Origin of the sequence: Chryseobacterium potabilaquae (assembly GCF_902728265.1) — a bacterium.
In the GTDB taxonomy this organism is placed as follows: Bacteria; Bacteroidota; Bacteroidia; order Flavobacteriales; family Weeksellaceae; genus Chryseobacterium; species Chryseobacterium potabilaquae.
On record NZ_CACVBR010000013.1, the window covers coordinates 63,220 to 88,019 of the forward strand.

The 24,800-nt window shown below is 31.9% G+C and carries 16 protein-coding genes and 1 tRNA gene; 10 read left to right on the forward strand and 7 right to left on the reverse strand.

Annotation, left to right across the window (positions count from 1 at the left end; all coding sequences use genetic code 11):
• Positions 1–5 precede the first annotated feature (5 nt).
• Both CHRY9293_RS09100 and CHRY9293_RS09105 read left to right on the forward strand, forming a co-directional pair.
• Positions 6–1,292, forward strand: coding sequence for a TlpA family protein disulfide reductase (locus CHRY9293_RS09100; RefSeq protein WP_162032693.1), 1,287 nt, complete (start codon positions 6–8; stop codon positions 1,290–1,292).
• A gap of 44 nt (positions 1,293–1,336) precedes the next feature.
• Positions 1,337–1,410, forward strand: a tRNA-Met gene (locus CHRY9293_RS09105).
• An 88-nt stretch (positions 1,411–1,498) separates the two neighbouring features.
• Here CHRY9293_RS09105 and CHRY9293_RS09110 read toward each other — a convergent pair.
• The 7 genes from CHRY9293_RS09110 to CHRY9293_RS09140 all read right to left on the reverse strand — a co-directional run bounded on the left by CHRY9293_RS09110 (position 1,499) and on the right by CHRY9293_RS09140 (position 11,411).
• Positions 1,499–2,800, reverse strand: a complete 1,302-nt coding sequence (locus CHRY9293_RS09110; RefSeq protein ID WP_162032694.1) for an HlyD family secretion protein — start codon at positions 2,798–2,800, stop codon at positions 1,499–1,501.
• Positions 2,801–2,812: 12 nt separating this feature from the next.
• Positions 2,813–5,011, reverse strand: a complete 2,199-nt coding sequence (locus CHRY9293_RS09115; RefSeq protein ID WP_228455501.1) for a peptidase domain-containing ABC transporter — start codon at positions 5,009–5,011, stop codon at positions 2,813–2,815.
• Between the two features lie 527 nt (positions 5,012–5,538).
• Positions 5,539–7,050 carry a vitamin K epoxide reductase family protein gene (locus CHRY9293_RS09120; RefSeq protein WP_162032696.1) on the reverse strand — a complete coding sequence of 504 codons (1,512 nt, stop codon included), beginning with the start codon at positions 7,048–7,050 and terminating at the stop codon, positions 5,539–5,541.
• Between the two features lie 631 nt (positions 7,051–7,681).
• Positions 7,682–8,638 carry a DUF3810 domain-containing protein gene (locus CHRY9293_RS09125; protein ID WP_162032697.1) on the reverse strand — a complete coding sequence of 319 codons (957 nt, stop codon included), beginning with the start codon at positions 8,636–8,638 and terminating at the stop codon, positions 7,682–7,684.
• A 91-nt stretch (positions 8,639–8,729) separates the two neighbouring features.
• Positions 8,730–10,178, reverse strand: coding sequence for an MFS transporter (locus CHRY9293_RS09130; protein ID WP_122546102.1), 1,449 nt, complete (start codon positions 10,176–10,178; stop codon positions 8,730–8,732).
• A gap of 42 nt (positions 10,179–10,220) precedes the next feature.
• On the reverse strand, positions 10,221–10,949 hold the full coding sequence (locus CHRY9293_RS09135; RefSeq protein WP_162032698.1) for a lysophospholipid acyltransferase family protein: 729 nt from the start codon (positions 10,947–10,949) through the stop codon (positions 10,221–10,223).
• Positions 10,950–10,952: 3 nt separating this feature from the next.
• On the reverse strand, positions 10,953–11,411 hold the full coding sequence (locus CHRY9293_RS09140) for a GtrA family protein (RefSeq protein WP_162032699.1): 459 nt from the start codon (positions 11,409–11,411) through the stop codon (positions 10,953–10,955).
• A gap of 233 nt (positions 11,412–11,644) precedes the next feature.
• Here CHRY9293_RS09140 and CHRY9293_RS09145 point away from each other — a divergent pair, with 233 nt between their 5' ends.
• From CHRY9293_RS09145 to CHRY9293_RS09180, 8 genes are all read left to right on the forward strand, one after another.
• The gene (locus CHRY9293_RS09145) at positions 11,645–11,911 is read left to right on the forward strand and encodes a hypothetical protein (protein ID WP_162032700.1); all 267 of its coding nucleotides are present in this window, start codon (positions 11,645–11,647) and stop codon (positions 11,909–11,911) included.
• Between the two features lie 80 nt (positions 11,912–11,991).
• Positions 11,992–12,843 (forward strand): BadF/BadG/BcrA/BcrD ATPase family protein, encoded by an 852-nt coding sequence (locus tag CHRY9293_RS09150; protein WP_162032701.1) that lies wholly within the window; start codon positions 11,992–11,994, stop codon positions 12,841–12,843.
• Positions 12,844–12,859: 16 nt separating this feature from the next.
• Positions 12,860–15,157 carry an NADP-dependent malic enzyme gene (locus CHRY9293_RS09155; RefSeq protein ID WP_162032702.1) on the forward strand — a complete coding sequence of 766 codons (2,298 nt, stop codon included), beginning with the start codon at positions 12,860–12,862 and terminating at the stop codon, positions 15,155–15,157.
• Between the two features lie 22 nt (positions 15,158–15,179).
• On the forward strand, positions 15,180–15,824 hold the full coding sequence (locus CHRY9293_RS09160) for an HAD family hydrolase (protein ID WP_162032703.1): 645 nt from the start codon (positions 15,180–15,182) through the stop codon (positions 15,822–15,824).
• A gap of 186 nt (positions 15,825–16,010) precedes the next feature.
• Positions 16,011–16,595 (forward strand): Holliday junction branch migration protein RuvA, encoded by a 585-nt coding sequence (gene ruvA, locus CHRY9293_RS09165; RefSeq protein WP_122634777.1) that lies wholly within the window; start codon positions 16,011–16,013, stop codon positions 16,593–16,595.
• A 6-nt stretch (positions 16,596–16,601) separates the two neighbouring features.
• Positions 16,602–23,684, forward strand: coding sequence for a T9SS outer membrane translocon Sov/SprA (sov, locus tag CHRY9293_RS09170; RefSeq protein ID WP_162032704.1), 7,083 nt, complete (start codon positions 16,602–16,604; stop codon positions 23,682–23,684).
• Positions 23,685–23,791: 107 nt separating this feature from the next.
• Positions 23,792–24,169: a glycine cleavage system protein GcvH gene (gene gcvH, locus CHRY9293_RS09175; protein ID WP_162032705.1), complete on the forward strand. Its 378-nt coding sequence runs from the start codon at positions 23,792–23,794 to the stop codon at positions 24,167–24,169.
• A 55-nt stretch (positions 24,170–24,224) separates the two neighbouring features.
• Positions 24,225–24,521 (forward strand): VanZ family protein, encoded by a 297-nt coding sequence (locus CHRY9293_RS09180; protein ID WP_394351030.1) that lies wholly within the window; start codon positions 24,225–24,227, stop codon positions 24,519–24,521.
• Positions 24,522–24,800 lie beyond the last annotated feature (279 nt).

Genomic DNA, 24,800 nt, shown 5'->3' on the forward strand with positions numbered 1-24,800 from the left:
ACATTATGAAAAAGATTTATACCATAGCCGCTATTTTAGCTGCGTTTTCACTTCACGCTCAGTTTACGGTTACAGTTCAGACAACTGCAGATTTTAAAGATCAGGATGCTATTCTATATACTTTAAATGGATCGAGAGATATAATAGCTTCTAAAGATCAAAGTAAAAACAATACTTGGACTTTTAAATACCCTAACCATTATATGGGGATGATGAAAGTCTATTTCCCTAGTAGTAATAATTCTTTCACATTTATTTCTGAAAATAAAAATGTGGATATAAAATTAGAAACACAGGATAATAAAATCAAGGATGTTATTTTTTTAGATGAGGCTAATATTCTTATGAGTACAACACAAGATGGATCTCAAAAAAAAGAACTTATATTACCCGCATTGACTCAAATTAAAGAATATTACAAGGATAATACGGACTTTGGGAAAGCATTAAAAACTGAAATAGATAAGCTATCTAAAAGTATAAATGAAATTGACCAGACAGCGCATCCTTTTATTTACTATTATAAAACGAATAACAATAAGTTTTTATCCAAGGAGAATTCAAAGAAAGCTACTCAAGACGATCTTATTAATTTTTTAGATAAATCTAATGATATGTTGGAGACTTCTTCTTTATTAAGACCTATATTAATTGCCTATCTTAATATTGGAGGAAATACAAACGTCGATGCTTCTGTGGATAAACTTTTGGATAGATTAAAAGTGGAAACACCCCGAGGACAAACGATATTATCCGAGCTGATTGATATATTTGACATGTATGATATGAAGACCTTTAAAGATAAGTATCTTAGTCTTGCTAAAGGCCTTAAATGTACTATTACGGATAGATTGGCGTCAACTATTAAATCCAATACAAACGTTGAAATGGGAGCTACGTTTCCTGATTATAAATTCCAATCTCCTGTTAATACAAATGCAAAATCATTATATGATATCAAGGCAGACAAAAAAGTCGTTATCTTCTGGTCTTCGACATGTTCTCACTGTGAAAGTGAATTACCAAAACTTTTAGAAAAATATGGTGATTTAAAGGCTAAAAACGTACAAATAATCGGGCTATCAATGGATACCGATAAAAACTCTTATACTAATAGAATTACTGCTTTTCCATGGGTTAATGACTCCGAATTGAGAGGATGGCATAGTAGTTATGTAGATACTTATAATGTTCATGCTACACCGACCTATTTTATTTTAGATGCTAACAATAAGATTATCAGTAAACCAGAGCATGTAGGCAATGTTTTAGAGTATTTTAAATTAAAATAATTTTGGAGGTTAACAAATATTTTATATATTTGCACCACCAAAACGGCGAGGTAGCTCAGATGGTTAGAGCGCAGGATTCATAACCCTGAGGTCACGGGTTCAATTCCCGTCTTCGCTACAATGTTAAAACCGCAATCTATTAGATTGCGGTTTTTATTTTATAATATCATTGTAAAAGTGGGGATGATGTAATAAGGTTGGTTTTATCAACTTTGATATCCCAATAGCTTTCTTATCTGGTATAAGAATCTTTCAATCAACCTAAGGTCTTGAGTAACAATTTCTGCACTTCCTCTCAGTTCTTTATCAAATGTCAAATTTTTGTTATAACTTGTTTTTAAACCTTTAGGAAGGGTTATATCTACATAATAATTTCCTTTTTCGTCTGGAGAAAGAGAGATGCTTTGGACCTTACCTTCTACAATACCATATTCCTGGAAACGATAATTATCTAACTTTATTAAAACTTTTTCACCTGGAGTTATTTTTCCTGAATTTGTAGCAGGAACGAGCATTCTTCCCACTAATTTTTCTTTGTTTTTTGGAAGAATAGATAATATAGGATCCCCGGTTTTTATAAATTGATTTTCTCCAAAAAATTGTTGAAAGCTAGCAATACCATCAATATTAGAAATAATCAAATAATTTTGCTCCCATTGCTTCAAAGATTTTCTTAATTGCTCAAATAATTGTAAAGTTTGGGAGGAATAGTTAATTTTATCTTTTTCTGTATTGATGACAGTTCCACTTTTTGTTTTATTGAGATTCGCCATACTTTCTTCTATTTGAGAGATTGAAATTTGAATATTATCCAAATTTTGTTGAGCTTGTAAATATTTTATTTTTTCATTTTCTAGCTCAATGGATGCGATGACTCCTTGGGTGAAAAGCTCTTGGGATCTGAGATAGCTTTTTTTAGTAAGTTCATATTTTGCTAATTCAAGATTTTTTTGTTGTTTAAGAGTTATCATTCTTATTTTATATTCCGAAAGACTTTGGTTTGTTGCCAAATTTTCAGGAGCATAGGGTTGTAGTCTAATAAAAAGAGCTTCATCTTGAAATGCCTTAGAAAAAGCATTATAATCACTTTGAAGTTCTCCCAATTTGAAATGAGAAACAGTTGCTACTGGAAATAAATTTAAATGATCAGATGAAATGGAATCCATAATTGTTTTTAAGGCCAACACATCTTTATAATTTGCAGTAGATTGCATAACAAGTATGAGGTCATTTTTCTTTACTTCCTGATGATCTTTTATGAAAATTTTCTCAATTTTAGAATTGATTCGTGCCTCTATCTTTTCTAGTGGATTTTGAGAGGTTACAATAATAGGAGCTGGAATGAATTCAGGATATTTTATAACATAACTCATCAGCAAAATCATGGAAAGAATGACTAGGATGATACTATTACCCCAGCGAATCATCCAATGTGGAGGCTGAGTAAGAATATCCTGAACACTTTCTGACCGTAATTCAATATTATCTAGAATGTCTTTTTCTACCATTTGTATTAATAATTAATTTCCAAGTTCCAATTGATTTTTCACTAACCTGTAGTATTCTCCTTTTAAAGCAACCAACTCACTATGATTTCCTTCTTCAACAACCTTGCCTTTATCCAAAACAATAATGTTGTCCGCTTGCTTCACGGTGGAAAGTCTATGTGCAATAACAACGGCGGTTTTGCCTTTGAAAAATTGTTCAAGATTTTCCATGATAATTTTTTCGTTATTAGCATCTAAAGCAGAAGTTGCTTCATCAAAAAGAATATATCCGGGAGATTTGTATACGGCTCTTGCAATGAAAAGCCTTTGCTTTTGCCCACCACTTACTCCTAAACCTTCATTTCCAATTTTAGTGTTGTAGCTTAAAGGTAAGTTTTCAATAAAATCTTTAATATTGGCGATTTCTACGGCTTTTCTTAATTTTTGTTTATCTACAAAGTCTTCACCAATAGCTATGTTATTGGCAATAGTATCATTGAAAATATAGCCTTCTTGCATAACCACACCGCAATGATTCCTCCAATATCTTGGTGAAATATTTTTAAGCTTTGTATGCCCTATTTTAATTTCTCCTTCAGTAGGTTCATAAAATTTCATTAATAGCTTTAATAATGTAGTCTTCCCACTTCCACTTGCTCCTACTATAGCGGTAGTTTTTTGATAAGGTATTTTTAAATTTAAATTTTCAAAAACAAAAGAATCTGAACCAACGTACCGGAAAGACATATTTACGATTTCTATATCTTTCTCAGGAATCTCATGAAGATAAGTTTCATCTTGAATTTCTTCATCTTCTTTATCATGAATCTCACTTAGTCTTTCCAGGGATATTTTTGCGTCCTGAGTTTGTTTAATAAAATCAATTAATTGCAATAAAGGATTATTAAGTTGCCCAATGATATATTGAACAGAAAGCATCATTCCTAAAGTGAGATTTCCATCTAATACTAATTTAGCAGACAGAAAGCTGACTAAAATATCCTTCATTTGATTAATAAAGCTTCCTCCCACTGATTGCCATTGTTCTAATGAGAGAGATTTTATTCTGATTTTGAATAATTTTACTTGTAAAAACTCCCAATCCCAACGTTTTTGCTTTTCTGCATTATGCATTTTGATTTCCTGCATCCCGTTGATGAGTTCAATCACCTTGCTTTGCTCTTGTGAAACCTGAGAAAATCTTTTGTAATCTAATTCTTTTCTTTTGTTGAGAAAAAATGATATCCAACCAATGTACAATATTGCTCCTGCAAAATAAAGAATAAACAGTCTGTAGTCATATAATAGTAATACAATACTGAAAATAACAAGATTTACTAAAGAAAATAATGTATTTAATGAGGAGTTTGTGAGAAGCTGTTCAATTCTATGATGATCATTGATTCGTTGCATGATATCTCCTGTCATTCTAGTATCGAAGAAACTAATGGGAAGTTTCATAAGCTTGATAAAGAAATCTGATATAATGGAAATATTTATTCTTGCAGAAAGATGAAGCAGTATCCATCCTCTAATAACTTCTATTCCCATTCTTCCCATAAAAAGCATTATCTGGGCGATAAGAACGATATAAATGAAATTGATATCCTGATTTTGAATTCCTACGTCTACAATACTTTGTGTGAGGAAAGGGAAAATTAATGATAATAAACTTCCTGCTAAAAGTCCAATGGCTAGTTGAGCAATAAGGGACTTATATTTTAGTAAATATTTTGAAAGAAAAGAAAAGCTGGCCTTACTTTCAAGCTCATCAAATTCTGTATGAAAAAATGAAGGAGTGGTTTCAAGCAGAAGAGCAATACCTTCTTCTGTTTTTCCAGTTGCATTTTCTCCAATCCAATGTTTTATAAAATCTTCTTTGGAATAAGTAATTAACCCGTAACTTGGGTCTGAAATATAAATTTTATTGTTTTTATCAATTTTGTAAACAACCACAAAGTGATTTTTATTCCAATGAACTATACATGGAAAGGGTACTTCCTTTGCGAGAGTATCAAAATCAATTTGAACTCCTAGTGAGCGAAAACCTAAATCTTCTGCCGCATCACTTAGCCCTAATAAGCTACTTCCTTCACGGGTTGTTTCGGAAAGATTACGGATTTCTTGTAAAGAAATATTTTTTCCATAATATTTACTTATAATACGGAGACATGTGGGACCACAATCCTTAGAATCTGGTTGGCGATAAAAGGGAAAAGATTTTAATTTCAAATGTATTTTCTTTTGGTGAGAATGAATTATCATTTATATTTTATGATAATATTCAAAAAATATTATCTATGAAAGCTGCTTGAATCTGCTTTTAACGAATCTAAAGCTATTATTGACTTTGTTTTGCTATAAAACAAAGAAAGAAATATCCGGTCGAGTAAGTTCCCATTTTAGGGTATTAACTCATCTGACTATTGTCCTCTAACCTAACAATAAAAGGGTTCTTTCAATAGTTTATATTCTAATTAGAGCTAGTCTGTTAGGGTTTTAAGCTTTTTATTCATTTGTTTTTTTTATGTGAATAATTAATTTAATCAATTAAAATAAGTGTTTTTGATAGATTATTCTAATTGATTCAAATTTATTTAATTTTTTATATAAAGGATAGTACAAATTTAGTGTTTAATTGCTTTATTTTGACTAAGATTTATAATTGCTTACTTTCATTTTTTACTTTTCCAAGCTTATTAAAGAATGAAAAAGCCTAAAAATACATTTTTAATAAGGAGTTTTAAGTATGGGTAAGTTTAGATATCTGCATCTTCTATTAAATCTTCGACAAAATAGTAGATATCTTCTCGATCATATTTTTCTGGAAATTGATGCCCATTAATAATAAATACAGGGGTGAAATTGAGTCCTGCCAAACTATTTTCTTTAGAAATATTTACTATAGGCTCTAAATCTTCTTGAGCGAAGCTTTCTTCTATATTTGCCTTGATTGTATTTCGATACCCAAATGTAAACCAATCTTCAATGGCATCTAAAAAAATCTCTTCTGATTTATTTTTATATAAATATATTAATTTTGAAATAAGATTGTTCAGTTTTTCATCTGTTCGTTCTAATGTATAGTTGAATCGTATTTGAATAGATATATCATTTGGATATTTCTTCAATAAATCTTTAAGGATTTTATGGGCTTCCTTACAAAAACCACAATAAGGATTGGATACTAATGAAATGTGAATTTTTGAATTCTTACTCCCTAGTGAGAATGTGTGGTTATCATTAAAGTTAATTCTTTCATTTTCTAATAGTTCTCTTTTGAATATATCATAATTTCTTTTAAATCTTAAGTTTCTTGCATTGGACTTTTGTAATGTTTCCTTTTCTTGGAAAATAATATTTAAATATATAATTGTAGCGGCAGCAGTTAACCATAGAATAATGGCTAATAACAAAATATTATAATTAAAAATTACGCTTTCAAAAAGAAAGAAACTGACTCCAATTTGAATGATAAGAATGGATATGATTAAAAGACAAACAAGACAGAATTTTTTTTCTTTTATGGTTTGTATATATAAGGAATAACCAATTGCTATTGTTGAGGCGAAGGTAAAACCCTTGATAATAAAAGAGGTAGTAGGTAAAAACAACCCTAGTATAGAAAGTCCAATAAAATAAATAAGTGAAAAATCTGAAAACTTTAGGCCTAAAATATGGGTTTTGTCTTCATATATTATTTTATTGCAAGAGTTAGTACTTGTATTTACTAAAGGATTATTTCCGCACATGGCATTAATAATAGTAGAGGTATTTCCAAATTTTTGATTATAAATTTCTAAAGAAATATATAGTCCAATGAGTGAAAGAATATTAAAGATAAATTCATACCATATATGATTGAGTACGGAATATAAAATAAAGATGAACATAATTGAATATATGAAGTATTTAAAATCATATATGTATTTTTGATATCCATTTTCTGCTTTCTCAAAAAGTAAGACAAATTCAGATGTCTTTTGATAGAGTTCTTTTTTATTGATTATTTGAATTGTATCCGAATAAACTGAATATTTTGTTCCCGTTTTTTTTACTACTGAGAAAGATTGATCTACAATAGTTATAAATTCTTCGGGAAGTTCATCCCAATATTCTTTATCTAGTTCATACGCTTCATTCTTTAATCCCATGAAATTAAGAGTATCACTAAAAGCAAGAGCGGAAGGATAATTTGGATGAGAGTTGAACTGGAAAATAAATTCTTGTTTATCCAAATGTAAATAGTTTATAAGTTTATCCAGAATCATGTTAATATTTTTAATTAAAAATACATAGATGTTTTGGAATAGCAAATTTTTTCCTTTTATTGTGAAATATTTTGTAGTTTTACCATGTGGGATATAGTTTTATCTGAGGGAGTTTATGATTATATTATAGATTTCGTATTAAAAATACAATGAATAATGAATGGGTGGGAAGTAGATGCTTTTTAGGATTTAAAACTTGAATATTATCGATAAATTATTTCAATGAGAAACCTTATTTAATGAGGACGAGAAAAAATAAATAGGGGGATCAATTAATTTTTCAAAGAAAAAGAATATTAAATTTTCATAATAAATTCAAATTTTAAATAAAGAAGAGAGTTCTCTAAACAATTGTTTAGAACTTTGTATTTTTTTAATATAATTAATCCTGTAAATGGTTATTTTTCAATAAATGAGGTTTTAAATTATAATTCATTTATGTGGGAATAAACACAAAAAAACTTAAAAAATCTTAAATTTTTCATAAAGTTTAAGAAAAGGTCAGAAATGTTTTTGTATTTCTAAAATATATTGTAATTTTACAACGCCTTGAATGAGGGAACAAGTCAAGGTAATAAATTTTTTTTCATCATTTGTGTTTTTAGAATCGTATCGCCTGATACGATTCTTTTCATTTTTCATAGTTCAGAAGAAGGTCAATAAAGTAGGAATAGGTAATCGATCCTTCTTGTTGATTACTTTTTAGAAATAAGTTATTGGTGAATCCAAAGAAGTCCTCAAAGGCTCCCTGATGCCTCGCTACAAAAACTTTTTCATATAATCTATCTCTCTTCATTTCGGGAGAGTAATTTCTAATTATATACTTTACAAAAGCAGGGTCTTCTCCAACAATAAATTTTAAAAGACTTTTTAATGTAAAATACTCAGTACTATAGCGGAGTTCGGGGTTTCTTGAATTAATACCAATCAGGTAGCCAATGAAGTTTGCTTCTTGTTCTCGTGCAAAGCCTAGTTGATGTGCACTTTCATGAGCAGATGTAAAAGGGATAAAAGTAGAAGGTAATGTTGAGTTGTATTGTGCTTCAGCAGTAAAAGGATTGTAATACCCCAATATTCCCGAATAGCTCATTATATCTTTAAATAAACTGGTTTTGAAGGAGTTAATAAGGTGTGTTTTCTTATTAGAAATGGATTGAGGGATATGATGTTGTTGAGAAAGTATTTCTGTCTGTATTCCTTTGAGGTCGTTTACTACGAAAATACCATTTCCGTCTTCTTTAACTAATTTACGAGTTGATTTACATTTTTTAAGGTATTGTATAGCCAATTTTTTTGCATTGTCAACAGTAGGTTTTTCCTGAGTGGATAATTTCTGGATAATAGGAGTTTGAAAATACAGCATTCCCCAGTTTAACTGATATATAAAATATAAAATATTAATGATTATCATAAGCTTTAGAAGGTATTGCTTCCTTTTCTTCTTTTGAAAACATCGGATTATATAATATAAGAGAAATAATCCTAGTATAATATATAGAACATCTCCAGCCGAAAAGGGAATCCATGAAAAAGCTAATTGATGAAACCATTTCTGCATTTCAAAAAAATGTTCAAAAAATGATACCATGAATTTTATTTTCGAAAAAATAAAAAACAAAAGAAATTGGGCAAGTAATACGCCTGCCCAAAATCTTTTCTTTCTATATGTAAGTATATTATTAGTGACCTCCACCGCTTTTTGTAATTTTATTTAAATCAATACCCTGAGACTTTAAAATCGAACTTACGCGAATAGCATAAAATGCTAGATAAGCAAAGCAAATCACCCCTACGATATAACTAAAATGGATATTGGTAAGATCTGCAATATATCCTTGAATAAAGCTTACAATACCTCCACCCATGATCATCATGATCAAAAATCCAGAGCCTTCGTTGGTGTGCTTTCCTAAACCATTAATTGCTAATGCGAAAATACAAGGCCAAAGAGTAGAGCAGAATAATCCAACACTCGTAAATGCATATACAGAAACCATGCCACTAGTAAGCATACCTATTAAGAGGGCAGTTATACCGGCTAGTGAGAAAATAAGAAGCATCCTTGCGGGGTTACCTTTACTCATAATATCACAAATAACCATTACAATAATAATCAATGCGTAAACATAAAAATGAGATAAGTCGTGTTTGGCTATTGCATTCACCAAAAGGAATACACCAAAAGCAAGGTAGGGGGCTAAAAATCGTAAGATCTTTTTAATTCCTGCACCAAAATCAAATGCATCAACAGCACCTGTCCAACGACCAATCATTAAGGAAGCCCAATATAGAGAAATATAAGGAGCTATATCTTTGGTTTTAAATCCTAATCCTTTTTCCATGTAAGCAGGAAGATTGCTTGCTGTAGAAACTTCCACTCCTACATAAACAAAAATAGCGATCATTCCTAAAACTAATTGAGGATATTGAAAGGCCGATTTTCTATGTTTTCCTGAAGTAGCATCATCCGTATTTTCGATATTGGTTGGAGTAACTGCGGGAAGAGAAGAAAATTTTAGCATTAAAGCAACCAGTATAAATGCTGCTCCCAGGAAAAGATAGGGAATTTTAACACTTTCAATATTTCCCTCCATATTGCTTTCGCTGGAAGAACCGAAAATAGCAAATGAAATAATAAGAGGTCCAATAGTTGTTCCTAAATTGTTGATTCCTCCTGCCATTGTTAAGCGTTGTGAACCAGTTTCAGAAGGGCCTATTTCGATAGCTAAAGGGTTAGCCACGATTTGTTGGAGGGAAAATCCAAGCCCTACGATAAATAATGCTAGGATCATTAATATAAAAGACTTCATATTAGCAGCAGGGTAAAATAATAAAGTTCCGGCTGCTGAAATCAGCAGGCCAAGAATGAGCCCATTTTTATACCCAATTTTGTTAATAAGATCTTGCTTTAGGCCTTTTGATACCGCCATATAAATTAAAGATCCTACAGTATATGCTATGTAAAAACAGATTTGTACAAGCATACTTTCGGTTTGTGATAAATGAAATGCCTTTTGGAATACTGGGATCAGAATGTCATTACTAGCCGCAACAAATCCCCAGAAAAAAAATACAGTAACCAATGGAGTGAATTGTCCCCAATTGGTTTGTTTAGAATAATTGGACATATTTCTTAAAAATTTCTTAATAACAAATATATATTATTTCTTTTAATTAGAGTGTTTCACTAATGTTTTTTTTATTTCGTAAAAAGCCGCTGCTTTCAAGTCTTTTGGGGAATCCGATGGTTCAAGAATACCATTAAAATAAACTTTTACCTTACCAGGATATCCTTTAGAATTATCAAAAGGAAAAATTTCTTTTAATCCAATAAATGTGTGCATTACAATAGGGGAATTATGTTTTGAAGATAAAGTGAATGCTCCATCTTTAAAATCATCCAAAATAATGGATGTGTCATCCGGAACTCCTCCTTCAGGAAAGATAACAATATTATTTCCTTCTTCCATCTTTTCGGCACATCTTCTGTAGACGTCAGCACGACTCCTTGCACTGCTTCGATCTACCATTACGCAAATTCGTTTGTATATAGTACCAAAAACAGGAATTCTTACCAACTCTTTTTTTCCTACAAAACATATAGGGTGGTAGGGAAATAAAATGCACGTAAGCATAATATCCATAATAGAAGTATGATTGGAAATAATAACGTATTGCTTATTTCTATCAATTTTTTGGGTAGAAAGATTGATCAGTTCGTATCGTAATCCCATCCCGTAAAACATGGCATAACTCCAATAACGTATGAATCGATATGCATATTTGTAATGTTTTTTGTTAAAAGATAAAAGATATACAGGTATACCAAAAAATATTGTTAAAAAAAATGCTAATAACAATAACCAGAACCTCCAAAGATGATTTAAAATCTTTACCACAAGTTAACCATTAAAAATTACTTTCTTTTTTATAGAATAATTAAGAACAGAGACTAATAATATGGCTGATATTTTACTAATCATCTCTGGACTTAGAGTATAAAAAAGGAACTTAATATTATCTTTAAAAATAAAACTGTAAAAAACTTGAAAAAAGCTGAGACTTAATAATGTAGAAAGAATGGATACCCCTATAAAATAGGCAAACTCTCTTTTTTTAGAATGCTTCCCTCTTTCAAAAACAAACCAAATGCTTAGAAAATAGTTGGTGATGATACCACAACTTGTTGAAAAAATATTACTTAAAGGATAATGTATACCATGAAAATTGGTTTCTTGAGAAAACATGATAGGAAGGTAAGTATTAAAGACTTTAAAACTTCCTATTTCTATGATGGCACTTAAACCTCCTGCTATTATAAAGAACAGTATTTGTTTTTGGCGTAATATTAATTCTCTCATTCAATTAGTATGATTTGCAAATTTATATAACTATATGTTAAATGATGAGAAAAGTTGTTAAAAATTTTTTTAGATTCGAAAATATTTCTAAATTTAATTTTCAGAACGATATAAGTTTTACATGGTAATTGATTGTATTTCAGTTGCTTGAGTTCGTTGTTTTTCGGTCTTCTACTGACCGGTTGACACTAATAATCAGTAGAGTTTTGACATCACTTAATAATAATATTTGTATGAAACATCAAAGCAAATACGGAAAATTTCAGCTCCATCTGAAAAATATTGAGGCTCTTGAAAAAGAAAACTCTCGATTCAAACGTATATACTCAGAATATGAAAATATGTCTCATGAACTTTGGAATATAGAGAATTCAAAAGAAGAATCTATTCCGGATGATTTTATTAATGCCATACTTCTGCAGGCTTCCTATTTAGAAGATGAAATTGAAGATTGGTTGATGAAGTTTGATAATAGAAATACGGATATAAAACATTCATGATTTTAGACAGCTTATGGGGGTTTTTAAAGAACATTTAAAGATAAATTCATAATTTAGCAACCTTAATAAAAATCTAAAATATGGTTGCTATTGTTGATGGAGGGTCTACGAAATGTGATTGGGTAATTTTGGACGATTTTAAAAAAGTCTTCATGAAAACCGAAACAATTGGTTTTAACCCCAATAATATTGCAGCAGAGCTTATTGTACCTGAAATTGAAAAAAATCTTAATCTTGTAGCAGTAAAGAATTCAATTACAAAAGTTTTTTTCTATGGCTCCGGTTGTGGAATACCCAAGAACTGTGCAATTATTGAGAGAGAGCTCAAAAGATTCTTTGTTAAATCCGAGGTGATTGCAAAGGAAGATCTTACTGCCGCAGCCTATGCCGCTTATAGAGGTAAGCCTACTATTGTCTGTATTTTAGGTACAGGTTCTAACTCTTGTTTTTTTGATGGTCAAAATATTAAAATAAAACTACCTTCCCTAGGTTTTCTTATAGGAGATGAAGGAAGTGGAAGTGCTATTGGAAAACAATTGGTGAGAAATTTTTTTATGCAAAGACTTCCTGACGATTTACATCAACAATTTGAAGAAACATACCACTTAACAATTGATGAGGCATTGAAAAATATGTATCATACAGCCCGTCCTAATGCTTATTTAGCCAACTTTAACAGATTTGTAGTGGAGAGAAGGGAACATCCTTATCTTCAAAAGATGGTTTTGGAGGAAATGTTAAATTTTCTTGATTATCATGTCCTTCCTTATGAGGAATCCAAAGATGCCGAAATAAACTTTATCGGATCTATTGCTTATTACTATGAAAACATCTTACGTTCTGCTGCTACCAAGCTTAATTTAAATATAGGACATATTGTACAAAAACCTATCGAAAGTTTAGTCAACTACCATATTCAATATATACTTTAATAAAAAACAAAATTTTATGTCAAATAAAACCCACCGCGACGAAAAGAACTTTAATCAAGCCGCGTTAGATTACCATAAAGCTGAACCTAAAGGAAAAATTGAAGTGATCCCTTCAAAGCCGCATTCATCTCAAAGAGACTTATCATTGGCTTATTCGCCGGGGGTTGCTGTTCCTTGTATGGAAATTCATGATAAACCGGAAACTGTATATGACTATACAGGAAAAGGGAATCTAGTAGCGGTGATATCAAATGGTACTGCTGTGCTAGGGTTGGGCGATATTGGAGCCGAAGCATCAAAACCCGTGATGGAAGGGAAAGGATTATTATTCAAGATTTTTGCAGATATTAATGTATTTGATATTGAGATTAATGAAAAAGATCCGGATAAATTCATTGAAATTGTAAAAGGAATAGCTCCTACTTTCGGGGGTATCAATCTTGAAGATATTAAAGCTCCTGAAGCATTTTATATTGAGCAAAAATTAAAAGAGGAATTAGATATTCCCTTAATGCATGATGATCAACATGGTACTGCCATTATTTCTGCAGCGGCATTAATTAATGCTTTGCAAATTGCCAATAAAAATATTGAAGATGTTAAAATGGTAGTAAATGGTGCCGGAGCAGCAGCGATTGCCTGTACAAAACTTTATATCGCATTAGGGCTTAAGAAAGAAAATGTTTTGATGTGTGATAGTAAAGGAGTTATCAATCATAAGAGAGAAAACCTGACACCGGAAAAATTGGATTTTATTGTACATACGGGCATTGAAACATTAGAAGATGCCGTAAAAGAATCTGATGTTTTTGTAGGATTATCAAAAGGGAATGTAATGACCCCTGAAATGCTGAATAGCATGAAAGAAAATCCGATTGTTTTTGCATTGGCTAATCCGGATCCTGAAATTGCTTATGATTTGGCTATTGAAACCCGTAAAGATGTGATTATGGCAACGGGAAGGAGTGATTTTCCTAATCAGGTAAATAATGTACTAGGATTTCCTTATATTTTTAGAGGAGCATTAGATGTTCAAGCAACAGGGATTAATGAAGAAATGAAATTAGCAGCTGTTCATGCTATTGCAAATTTGGCTAAAGAGCCTGTTCCGGAAGCGGTAATTTTAGCATATAATATTCAAAATTTACAATTTGGTAGAGAATATTTTATTCCTAAACCTTTTGATAATAGGTTAATCACTAAAGTTTCAAGTGCTGTTGCGAAAGCAGCTATTGAGAGTGGAATAGCAGGAAGAACAATTAGTGATTTTGAAGAGTATGAAAATCAGCTTCTTGATAGAATGGGAAGAGATGAGAAGTTGGTCAGAATGATGCAAAATAGGGCAAAATCTAATCCAAAAAGAATTACATTAGGGAATGCAGAAGAGTATAATGTATTGAAGGCGGCACAGATTCTTTATGAAGAAGGTATTGCTTATCCTAGTCTTTTGGGAGATAAAAAATATATTAAAGAGCAGATGGAGCGTTTCGGAATCAATTTGGATGTTCCGATTATAGACCCGAGTGATGATGATCAGAAAGAGAATCGAAAAAAATATAGAGAAACTCTTTGGCAACTTCGTCAAAGAAAAGGAATGAATGAGTATAAAGCTAAAAGATATGTTCGCCAAAGAGATTACTTTGGGCCTTTAATGTTGAGACATGGAGATACAGATGGACTTATTATTGGCTTTTCTAAAAACTATACTTCCGTTTTACGACCTGTTCTAGAAGTTATTGAAAAAGAAAAAGGAGTTGATAAAGTAGCCGCGATGATGATTGTTTTATCTGAAAAGAAGCCTATTTTCTTTGCAGATACTTCCATCAATCAAAATCCAACGGCTGAAGATTTGGTAAATATAGCAAAGATGGCAGAAATGACGGTGAAGTCATTTGCTATTGAACCGAGAATTGCCATGCTAGGGTTTGAGAATTTTGCTGCAATTTCAGATACATCCAAAAAAGTTGCAAAGGCGGTCAGTATACTCCATGAAAAGTTTCCTAAAATGATTGTGGATGGAGAAATTCAGCCTGATTTTGCAATGAATTCGGATCATTTAAGTGATTATCCGTTCTCAAAATTGGGGACAACTCCAGCAAATACATTTGTTTTCCCTAACCTTGAAAGTGCAAACCTTTCGTATAAAATTATTAGAGGAATGAAGGTGGCTCAGGTAATAGGACCTATTTTGATGGGACTTAAGCAACCGGTTCATGTATTACAAATGAGATCAAGCGTAGACGAAATAGTCAATTTAGCTACAATTGCTGTTCTTGATGCGCAAAGAAGAGAGGGTAAGGAATATAAAAATTAAATCAATATAACGGTTTTTGAGGATGAAATTTGAAGAAAAAGCGATTATTTTTGATATGGATGGCACCCTTGTGGATAATATTTCCTATCATGAAGACTCATGGATACTATTTCTTAAAGAATATGGAATTAATATAGAACCTGAACATTTTGTGGCTCACAATCATGGCACTATGAATGAAATGATAGTTCGTTTTTTTGGAAATGACATTTCAAGAGAGAAGATATATGACTTGGGATTGAAAAAAGAAGAAGCCTATCAAAATTTATATCGAAACCATATAAAAGAAGTAAATGGATTAACTTTTTTTCTTCAAAAGTTAAATCAGAAACAAAAAAAAGTAGGATTAGCCACTATGGGGATTCCTTTCAGTATTGATTTTATTTTGGATGGGTTAAATGTCAAAAGATTTTTTCAACAAATTACAGGGGGAGTAGAAGTTGTGAAAGGAAAACCAGATCCTGAAATCTTCTTGAAAACATTAGACAAATTACAAATTGACCGTAAAGACTCTATAGTTGTTGAAGACTCAATAGGGGGAATAAAAGCAGCATTAGCTGCTGGAATAAAAGTTGTCGGAATTACCACAACTCATTCAAAAGAAGAATTGCTGGATAATGGTTGTTTTCAAGTAATAGATGATTATTCCCATATTGAAATTGCCTAGTAATTTTTAAATTAAATAGATTTTTAATTAATGATAATTTTATAAAGACTTCAAAATTTGAAGTCTTTTATTTTTTTGTTCGTTTCTTAAGTTAAGTCTCAAAAAATAAGTTAAAACTCATTCGGGCGTGAAATGAAATCATTAATTAGTTTAAATTACTATATTTGGGAGTTTTAAAAATTAATAATGATATTTTCTTTACAGGGCAAAGTTCAAGAACTCACGCCAACGTACACAGTCATCAATATACAAGGTGTTGGTTATTATGTAGGTATTAGCCTCATGACCTCACAAAAACTGATTTTGAATCAGGATACTTTTCTGTTTATTCAACAAATTATTAGAGAAGACGCACATTTGCTTTTTGGCTTTAACACTCGTTCGGAAAAAGAGATGTTTAATTTGTTAATAAGTGTTAATGGAGTAGGTGCTGTATCTGCCCTTATATTGCTCTCAACTTTAACTCTAGAGGAAATCGCTTCAGCTATACTTTCCGGTAATAGCAATATAATTCAAAAGGCGAAAGGAATAGGAGCAAAGACTGCAGAAAGAATAATTGTGGATCTTAAGGATAAAGTCCAGAAATTCAGTAATCCGGAAGAAAATATTTCTACATTTGTAAATAATAAAATTAAAGAAGAAGCGTTATCAGCATTAGAAGTTCTAGGAATTCCTAAACGTATGAGTGAGAAACTTGCAGATAAAATAATCAAACAAGATCCAAACATTTTGGTTGAAGAGCTAGTTAAACAAATTTTAAAAAACATTTAACATTTGGTGGAAAATAATAAGTGCCTCAAGATATTTTTATTTCTGTCGTTTTTTTGTCTATCATTAAATGCTTTAGGACAGCAAGTGCGTGATAGTGCTATTATAAAAAAAGACTATGAATTGGCTGATCCTACTCAGTTTGAAGCTTTTTATGATGTAAAGACAGGAATGTACTATGTATATCCTAAAATAGGAAATACTGTTACCGGTACTCCTACAGCAATGTCGCCTGAAGAGTATAAGGAATTTATGCTAGCAGCACAGACCAAAGCTTATTATAAAGAAAAGTCTGAAAAATATAGCTTGCTTTATAGAAAAGATAAAACTGATGCTGCGAAAAAAGGTCTGATACCTTCTTTAACAATCAATAATAGGCTTTTTGAAAGTATTTTTGGAAGTAATAAAATAGAAATTATTCCTTCGGGATATGCATCCTTTGATTTCGCAGGGCTATATCAAAAAATAGATAATCCGCTTATTTTACCTCAAAACAGGACGAGCTTTACTTTTGATATTGATCAGAGAATTCAGCTGGGGCTATTAGGTAAAGTAGGTGAGAACTTACAATTAAAAGCGAACTATGATACACAAAGTGGTTTTGCATTTGAAAATAGAATGAATCTTGTTTGGCAGGCTAAGGGAAGTTGGAAAGATTTACAAAGTAAAGGATTGGGAGATGTCGATAAGCCTAGTGCTGGCGGAGAAGATAAAATTATAAAAAGAGTTGAATTTGGTAATATTAATATGCCACTTTCTACGAGTCTGATTAGAGGGTCTCAATCATTATTTGGAGTTAAAACTGAATTTCAATTAGGAAAAACCTTTGGTACAGTTGTTCTTTCCCAGCAACAAGGAGAAGCTAGAAATATTGTTGTGCAGGGAGGGGGTGTGGTGAATACATTTAAAATTAATGCAATAGATTATGAAGACAATCAACACTACTTTTTAGGACATTACTTTCTAGATAATTATGATAATGCATTACTTAATTACCCCCAAATCAATTCAAGAGTCAGTATTACCCGACTTGAAGTTTGGGTACTGGATCAAGGAAATACCAATCTACAATTTCAAAAAAGTATAGTTGGAATTAGGGATTTAGGAGAAGGAGCTTCGGGAATGCCTGATAATTCACAAAACGGACTTTATCAATCGATTTCAAATACCATAGGTACTCCAAGAGATGCAGGAGCTAATTATGGAGACATTTTAAAAGGACAAGTTTTTCCAGGTGATACAAATCCGTATGACAATGGAGAACAGTATATTTTTAACAGAAAAGCGAGAAGACTTAATACCAACGAATATACGTTGCAACCACAATTAGGCTACATTTCATTAAATCAAAAATTAAATGAAAATCAACTATTAGCCGTTTCTTATTCTTATACAGTCAATGGAAATAATCAAGTATTTAAAGTAGGAGAATTTTCTGAAGAAAGTCCCGTATTAGTTACAAAATTGCTGAGACCAAATAATAAAATAAACACAGCTTCTCCAATGTGGGATCTGATGATGAAGAATATATATTCTCTTGATGCTGGACAAGTGGCACAGGATAATTTTATACTGAATGTTTTTTATAGAGATCAAAAAACAGGAGGTAAAGTGAATTATCTTCCGGGGACATCAGTGCAAGATACCAATTTATTAAAAATATTTAATTGGGATCGTCTTAATACGCATGGGGATTTGCAAAATAACGGAAGCACAACGGGAGATGGAATTTTTGACTTCGTAAATGGAATAACAATCAGGCCGGAGACAGGAAGGGTAATCTTCACAAAAGCAAAACCTTTTGGAGCTTATTTACAACAAGTATTAGGAACTAGTGATCCACAATATATCTATAATGACCTCTATAATCAACAGAAAGAAATTGCCAGATCAAACAATCTTTCTCAGAGATATACAATGGAAGGACGTTATAAAGGAACTCAAGGACAGGGAATCTCATTAGGAGCCGTCAATGTACCACAAGGTTCAGTAAAAGTTTCTGCTAATGGAGTTCAATTAACAGAAGGTCTGGATTACACGGTTGATTATATGTTGGGAACCGTAACGATTATCAATGAGCAGGTAAAGCAATCTGGTCAGGCAATCAATATTTCGTTAGAAAATCAATTGACATTTAATACACAAAGAAAAAGATTTTTAGGATTAAATTTAGAAAGAAGATTCAGTGAGAATTTTATTATAGGAGGAACAGTTGTTAACTATTCGGAATCACCCCTTACGCAAAAAGTAAATTACGGTCAGGAAGCTGTTAATAATACAATGGCCGGGATTAATTTGATGTATAATAACGAAGTTCCTTTCCTTACAAGACTTACGGATAAGATACCTTTTGTCAATACCGAAGCCCCTTCGAATTTGAATTTTAAAATGGAAGGAGCTTATTTACTTCCAGGATTAAATAAAGGGACCAATAATCAATCTTATATAGACGATTTTGAGCAAACAACATCCAAAATTTCTCTGAAAGAACCTATCGCTTGGAGTTTAGCCTCCAAACCGGAGAAAAATCAAACAGATCCCTTATTCCAAGGAGCGGGGACTAATAATGATATTGCCAATGGCTATGGAAGAGGGCTCTTGTCTTGGTATAATATTGATCCAAGATTTTGGGGAATTGGAGGGCGTGCACCTGCAGGAATTACGCCTCAATCTGTTTCAAATCACGCATCTAGAAGAGTTCAATTATCTGAGATATTTAATGAAAGGGATTTTGTAGCAGGTGAGCAAACGTATACCAATACTTTTGATATCTCATACTATCCTAACGAAAGAGGGCCCTACAATACAAACCCAAATACGGAGAGTACTCAGCAAAGATGGGCTGGTATTATGAGACCTATTAGTATTTCCAACTTTATCACTTCCAATATAGAATATGTTGAATTCTGGTTAATGGACCCGTATGCAGACGGAAACACTCTTGGAAATAACCCAAGTAATCCTCCTAAGCTTTTACTACAACTCGGAAATGTATCAGAAGATGTATTAAAAGATGGGTTTATGCAATATGAAAATGGACTACCTACAGCATCTGCTCCATCAACGACAACAAATTCAAATTGGGGAGTACAACCAAAACAGCCTCCTATACTATATGCTTTCTCATCAGAAGGTGAGGATAGAACGGCACAGGATGTAGGATACGACGGTTTAAGTTCTGATCAGGAATCGATGAGATTTGGAAATACATTTGTAAATCCGGTAACGAACATTTCGGATCCTGCTTTGGATGACTTTGTATTCTATATGTCAGATAAGTTTACAGGAAGTCAAGCTTCTTCACTTATTCAGAGATATAAATATTTTAGAGGTCCCGAAGGAAACTCACAAAGTAACTCTTTAGAAGTAGCCTCTCAAACACCCGATGCAGAAGATATTAATAAAGATTATAATTTAGATCAAAGTGAAAGCTATAATCAATACGAAGTAAGGCTTGATCAGGCAAGTTTATCTTTAGGGCAAAATAATATTGTAGATGTTAAAACTGCCCAAGCGCAATTTCAAAATGGCCAAACAGATCAAGTTAAATGGTATTTATTCAGAGTTCCGGTTTCTCAATTTGTTACAGATGCGGGAGATCATCAGGCAGATATTCTTAATAATGTAAGATTTGCCAGACTATTATTAAAAGGTTTCGATCAAACATCCACATTAAGATTTGGAACATTTGATTTGGTAAGATCGGATTGGAGAAGATATCCTAAAAACCTTGCTAAATATAGAGATTCATCAGACCCTACAAACCCTACCGATCCTGCAACTAATGAAGGAACGATGGATGTTTCAGCACAGGGGTTGGAAGTAGGAAGTGTGAATATTGAAGAGAATTCTTTGAATCAGCCACCATATGTACTACCTCCGGGAATTGATAGACAAGTATTAAGTGGTAATGCGGGAGCGCAGAGACAAAATGAGGCATCATTATATATGAGAGCAAACAATCTGGCATCATCAGAAGCCCGAGGTGTTTTCAAAAATGCGACCCTCGATATGAGAAGATACAAAAAATTAAAACTTTTTGTACATGCGGAAGATCCTAGTAATAGAGATCAAAATATAGGATCTATAGATGAAAAAACAAAATTCTTTATTCGTTTTGGTAACGATGCTACAGATAATTATTATGAATATGAGGCATCTTTAAGATTAACTCCAAAAACAGCAACAACACCACTGGAAATTTGGCCTGTAGAGAATGAAGTGGATCTTGAAATTCAAAACTTGGTAGATGCTAAAATTAGAAGAGATAAAAATAATCCAAATGATATTGCCAAAAGAGTTTTAGATCCTGTATTTGGAGGTGATGTCAATTTTAAAAGAATTTATATTAAAGGGCGACCAAGCTTAGGTAATGTGACTACCATTGTACTCGGTATTAGGAATGCGGACGATGCCGTGGGGATAACAAGAGTTCTTTGGGTCAATGAGATTCGTCTTTCTGAAATTGAAAATGATGGAGGATATGCGGGAAATGCAAGTTTGAATTTTAACTTGGGAGATTTTGCAACAGTTAATACCAGTGCCTCTTATAGTTCAGTAGGTTTTGGTAATATTGATTCTAGACCGGCGGAAAGAAGTCAAGATACAGAATCAACATTTAATATCAATACGGCAATTAATGTAGATAAGTTTCTTCCGGAAAAAATTGGTTTGAAGATTCCAGTAAATTATTCTTATTCTCAAACTATTAAGGATCCAAAATATAATCCTTTAGATAGCGATGTGGAATTTAGTAAAGCTGCTAATAGAGAAGAATTGAAAAAAGTAGCAAGAACATATACTCAGCAGAGAAGTATTGGAGTCCTAAATATGCATAAAGAAAGGATGAACCAAAATAGGAAACCTAAGTTTTATGATGTAGAAAACTTATCGGTTACTGCAATATATAATGATGATTTCTATAGAGATGTTTATACAAAAAGAAATTACAGACAATATTTAAAAGGAAATATTGATTACAATTATAGCTTTAAACCATGGGTAATAAGACCTTTCAATAAATTAATTAGTGATACGGCAAAGTCGTTAAAATATTTGAAATGGGTAAAAGAGTTCAATCTTAATCCAATACCTACAAGATTTTCATTTAGAACAGAAATCGATAGAAATTATAATGAACTTGAATTTAGGAATATTGAAGCAATTCTAAATGGAAATCTAAACGAAGATTTTGCCGCGATTAAAAACAGACAATTTTTCTTTGGATGGCAATATGGGTTAGGTTTTAACTTTACTAAGTCGTTTAAGATGGAAATTAACTCCGCTACAAGAACGTTAAATGATAATCTGAATGTAAATACAATGGATAAAAGCTCTATTTTCGGAAATGTATTTAGAGCGGGTAGACCAGTAATGTATAATCATAGAGTTCAGCTAAATTATAAGTTACCATTCCAGTACTTGCCATATGTAGATTTTATTGATGCGGAATTACGATATGAATTTACCTATAATTGGAATGCCAGATCCACAGCATTAATTTCAAGCCCTGAAGGAAATTTAGGATCCATAGGACAAAATACAAATGTTATACAAGCGACAGCTACGGCAGATTTCCCTAAGTTTTTTGGGCAGTTTAAATATTTTAAAAATATAGCGACAAAACTTCAAAAGCGTAAACAGGAAATAGACTCATTAAATAATGTGTATACTCAACAATGGGAAAAGAAAAAGTTTAGATTTAAAAAATATAAATTCAAAAACAAACTTACTCCATTACAGAGTGCTGCTTATTTTTTGACTTCATTTAAACAATTAGACATTACGTATTCTGAGAATAATGGAACATCACTTCCAGGATTATTATCTACTCCTAATTTTTATGGGTATGGTCAATCAATAGGAGGACCAACACTTGGATTCTTATTAGGATCACAAGCTGATATCAGAAGATTAGTTATGGAAAGAGGATGGGTGAGTAATTCAGAATTAATGACCGATCCTTATATAAAGATGTCGACACGAGAAATAAGAGGGAATTTGCAAATAGTACCAATGAATGATCTTAGAATTGATGTGAGTGCATTGCATACCTATAATAGGAACTTTTCTCAGACAGGATTTAATTATTTAGATAGTAATAATAATCCAAATCCAAATTTCACCTTTGCGAATGATATGGTGACCTATTCTAATTCTGTGATACTTCTTAAAACAGCATTCAGTGATATTCAAACAGTATACCAGTCCATTAGAAATAATGCACAAATGATTTCTCAGCAAATGGGCGGGCCTGTAGGTGCTGATGGATTTACAAATGGACATAGCATTGCGAATGCGTATGTTTTAATACCCGCATTTAGGGCTGCAGTGGAAGGGAAATCTCCAAAAATGATTGGAAATGCAAAGAAAGCGGGTCTTCCTATTCCAAATTGGAAAATAATATATTCAGGATTACGTAATATTCCAATCATTAATGGGCAGTTCTCTAAATTTGATATTTTGCATAGTTATTCTGCTACGTATACAGCAACGGGAATTCAATCAAGTGTTGATTATTTCAATAAGCTTACTTCGTTGACAAGTAGCGGAAGAGATGTCAATGATGACTTCGTTAATCCATTCACTTTTTCTCAGGTAGGATATGTTGAAAATTTCTCACCTCTTATTGGTGTTGATGTGACGATGAGAAATAATATGCAATTTGGAATACAGTACAATAAAACAAGAATGCTATTGCTAGGATTAGTAAATCACACGCTTACAGAAGATGCAAATAATGAATACGTAGTAAGATTAGGATATATAGTTCGTAACTTTAGATTAGGTATGACCAACACAAGGGGAAGAAGAGCTAGAGGGAGTGATCTTAATATTAGAGGAGATATTTCATTGAGAGATAGTAAAACAAGCATTATGAATATCTTATTAAATGATTCTCAGGTTACGGGTGGACAAAAGCTTATGAATATTAAACTTTCTGCTGACTATAATGTATCAGAAAATCTTAATTTAAGAGTGTTTTATGAACAAATGACATCAAAATATAAGATATCTACAGCGTTTCCATTATCTACTATAAGAGCGGGAATCTCTGCTACATTTACATTTGGCGATTCGGGAGGTTTATAAAATAGATACAATAACTTAATGTCCTTCAAATTTGGAGGACATTTTTTATATCCGATATTTGAAGCTTATATAATTTTGAATACATTTGTAAAAATAAAAATTTGAAAATGAACACACCATCAGAGTTAAAGTACACTAAAGATCACGAATGGATCAAGATTGAAGGGAATATTGCGATAATCGGGATAACTGATTTTGCACAAGGAGAACTTGGAGATATTGTATATGTAGATGTAGATACAGTAGATGATGTTCTTAATGGAGAAGATGTTTTTGGAAGTGTAGAGGCTGTAAAGACTGTTTCGGATTTATTCTTGCCTATTTCAGGAAAAGTTATCGAATTTAATTCAAAGTTGGAAACGCAACCGGAATTATTAAATACGGACCCTTATGGTGATGGATGGATTATTAAATTAGAAATTACTGATGGAGCAAATCAATCTGCATTACTTTCTGCTGAAGAATATCAAGCTATCATTGGATAAAATTTCAAAAATATTTATTAAGATCTTGCCCATTTATTGGGCATTTCTTACTTATATGCTTCTCAAACCTGGCGAAGAAAACCGTGAGTATTGGTTCATGTTTGAGGGGATTGACAAAGTTTTGCACGTGAGTATATTTACGGCACTGGGTTTTTCCTTCATTGCCGCTTTTCCCAAGATTAAATTTTCTTATTTTTTTCAAATAATTCTTATATACGCTTTTCTTACAGAGATATTGCAAGAGGAAATGAAGGTAGGCAGATCTATGGAATCACTCGATATTGTCGCTGACACTGTTGGATGTTTGATAGGATACTATATATATAAGATGTTTATAAAGCATTTTTTTTAAGTATAAAACCATATTTAAGTTTCATTCCTTAATGTGGATAACTGACTAGTTTGAATTAATATATTATATACTAGTTGTTTAGTAATTTTGTTTTCCACGTTTCAATAATTAGTTCAAAGTAAATTTGTTTTGTATGCATTAAAGTAATTATCTTTGCCCCACTGAAAACGAGAGAATATCAGTAAAGCGCAGGAGAGCTTTTAGGTAAGCATTTAAGAATTATAGAGTACTAGGATATTAATAAAAAAGTTTTTAAAATTTTGCTTAAAAAATTTGCAA

Excerpts from the sequence above, each read along its gene's own strand:
- CHRY9293_RS09150 (WP_162032701.1), top strand. The coding sequence starts at position 11,992 with ATGGTTGCTATTGTTGATGGAGGGTCTACGAAATGTGATTGGGTAATT.
- CHRY9293_RS09160 (WP_162032703.1), top strand. The coding sequence starts at position 15,180 with ATGAAATTTGAAGAAAAAGCGATTATTTTTGATATGGATGGCACCCTT.
- CHRY9293_RS09180 (WP_394351030.1), top strand. The coding sequence starts at position 24,225 with ATGCTTCTCAAACCTGGCGAAGAAAACCGTGAGTATTGGTTCATGTTT.
- CHRY9293_RS09140 (WP_162032699.1), bottom strand. The coding sequence starts at position 11,411 with ATGAGAGAATTAATATTACGCCAAAAACAAATACTGTTCTTTATAATA.
- CHRY9293_RS09145 (WP_162032700.1), top strand. The coding sequence starts at position 11,645 with ATGAAACATCAAAGCAAATACGGAAAATTTCAGCTCCATCTGAAAAAT.
- CHRY9293_RS09155 (WP_162032702.1), top strand. The coding sequence starts at position 12,860 with ATGTCAAATAAAACCCACCGCGACGAAAAGAACTTTAATCAAGCCGCG.
- CHRY9293_RS09120 (WP_162032696.1), bottom strand. The coding sequence starts at position 7,050 with ATGATTCTGGATAAACTTATAAACTATTTACATTTGGATAAACAAGAA.
- CHRY9293_RS09130 (WP_122546102.1), bottom strand. The coding sequence starts at position 10,178 with ATGTCCAATTATTCTAAACAAACCAATTGGGGACAATTCACTCCATTG.
- ruvA (WP_122634777.1), top strand. The coding sequence starts at position 16,011 with ATGATATTTTCTTTACAGGGCAAAGTTCAAGAACTCACGCCAACGTAC.
- CHRY9293_RS09125 (WP_162032697.1), bottom strand. The coding sequence starts at position 8,638 with ATGGTATCATTTTTTGAACATTTTTTTGAAATGCAGAAATGGTTTCAT.
- CHRY9293_RS09110 (WP_162032694.1), bottom strand. The coding sequence starts at position 2,800 with ATGGTAGAAAAAGACATTCTAGATAATATTGAATTACGGTCAGAAAGT.
- CHRY9293_RS09100 (WP_162032693.1), top strand. The coding sequence starts at position 6 with ATGAAAAAGATTTATACCATAGCCGCTATTTTAGCTGCGTTTTCACTT.
- gcvH (WP_162032705.1), top strand. The coding sequence starts at position 23,792 with ATGAACACACCATCAGAGTTAAAGTACACTAAAGATCACGAATGGATC.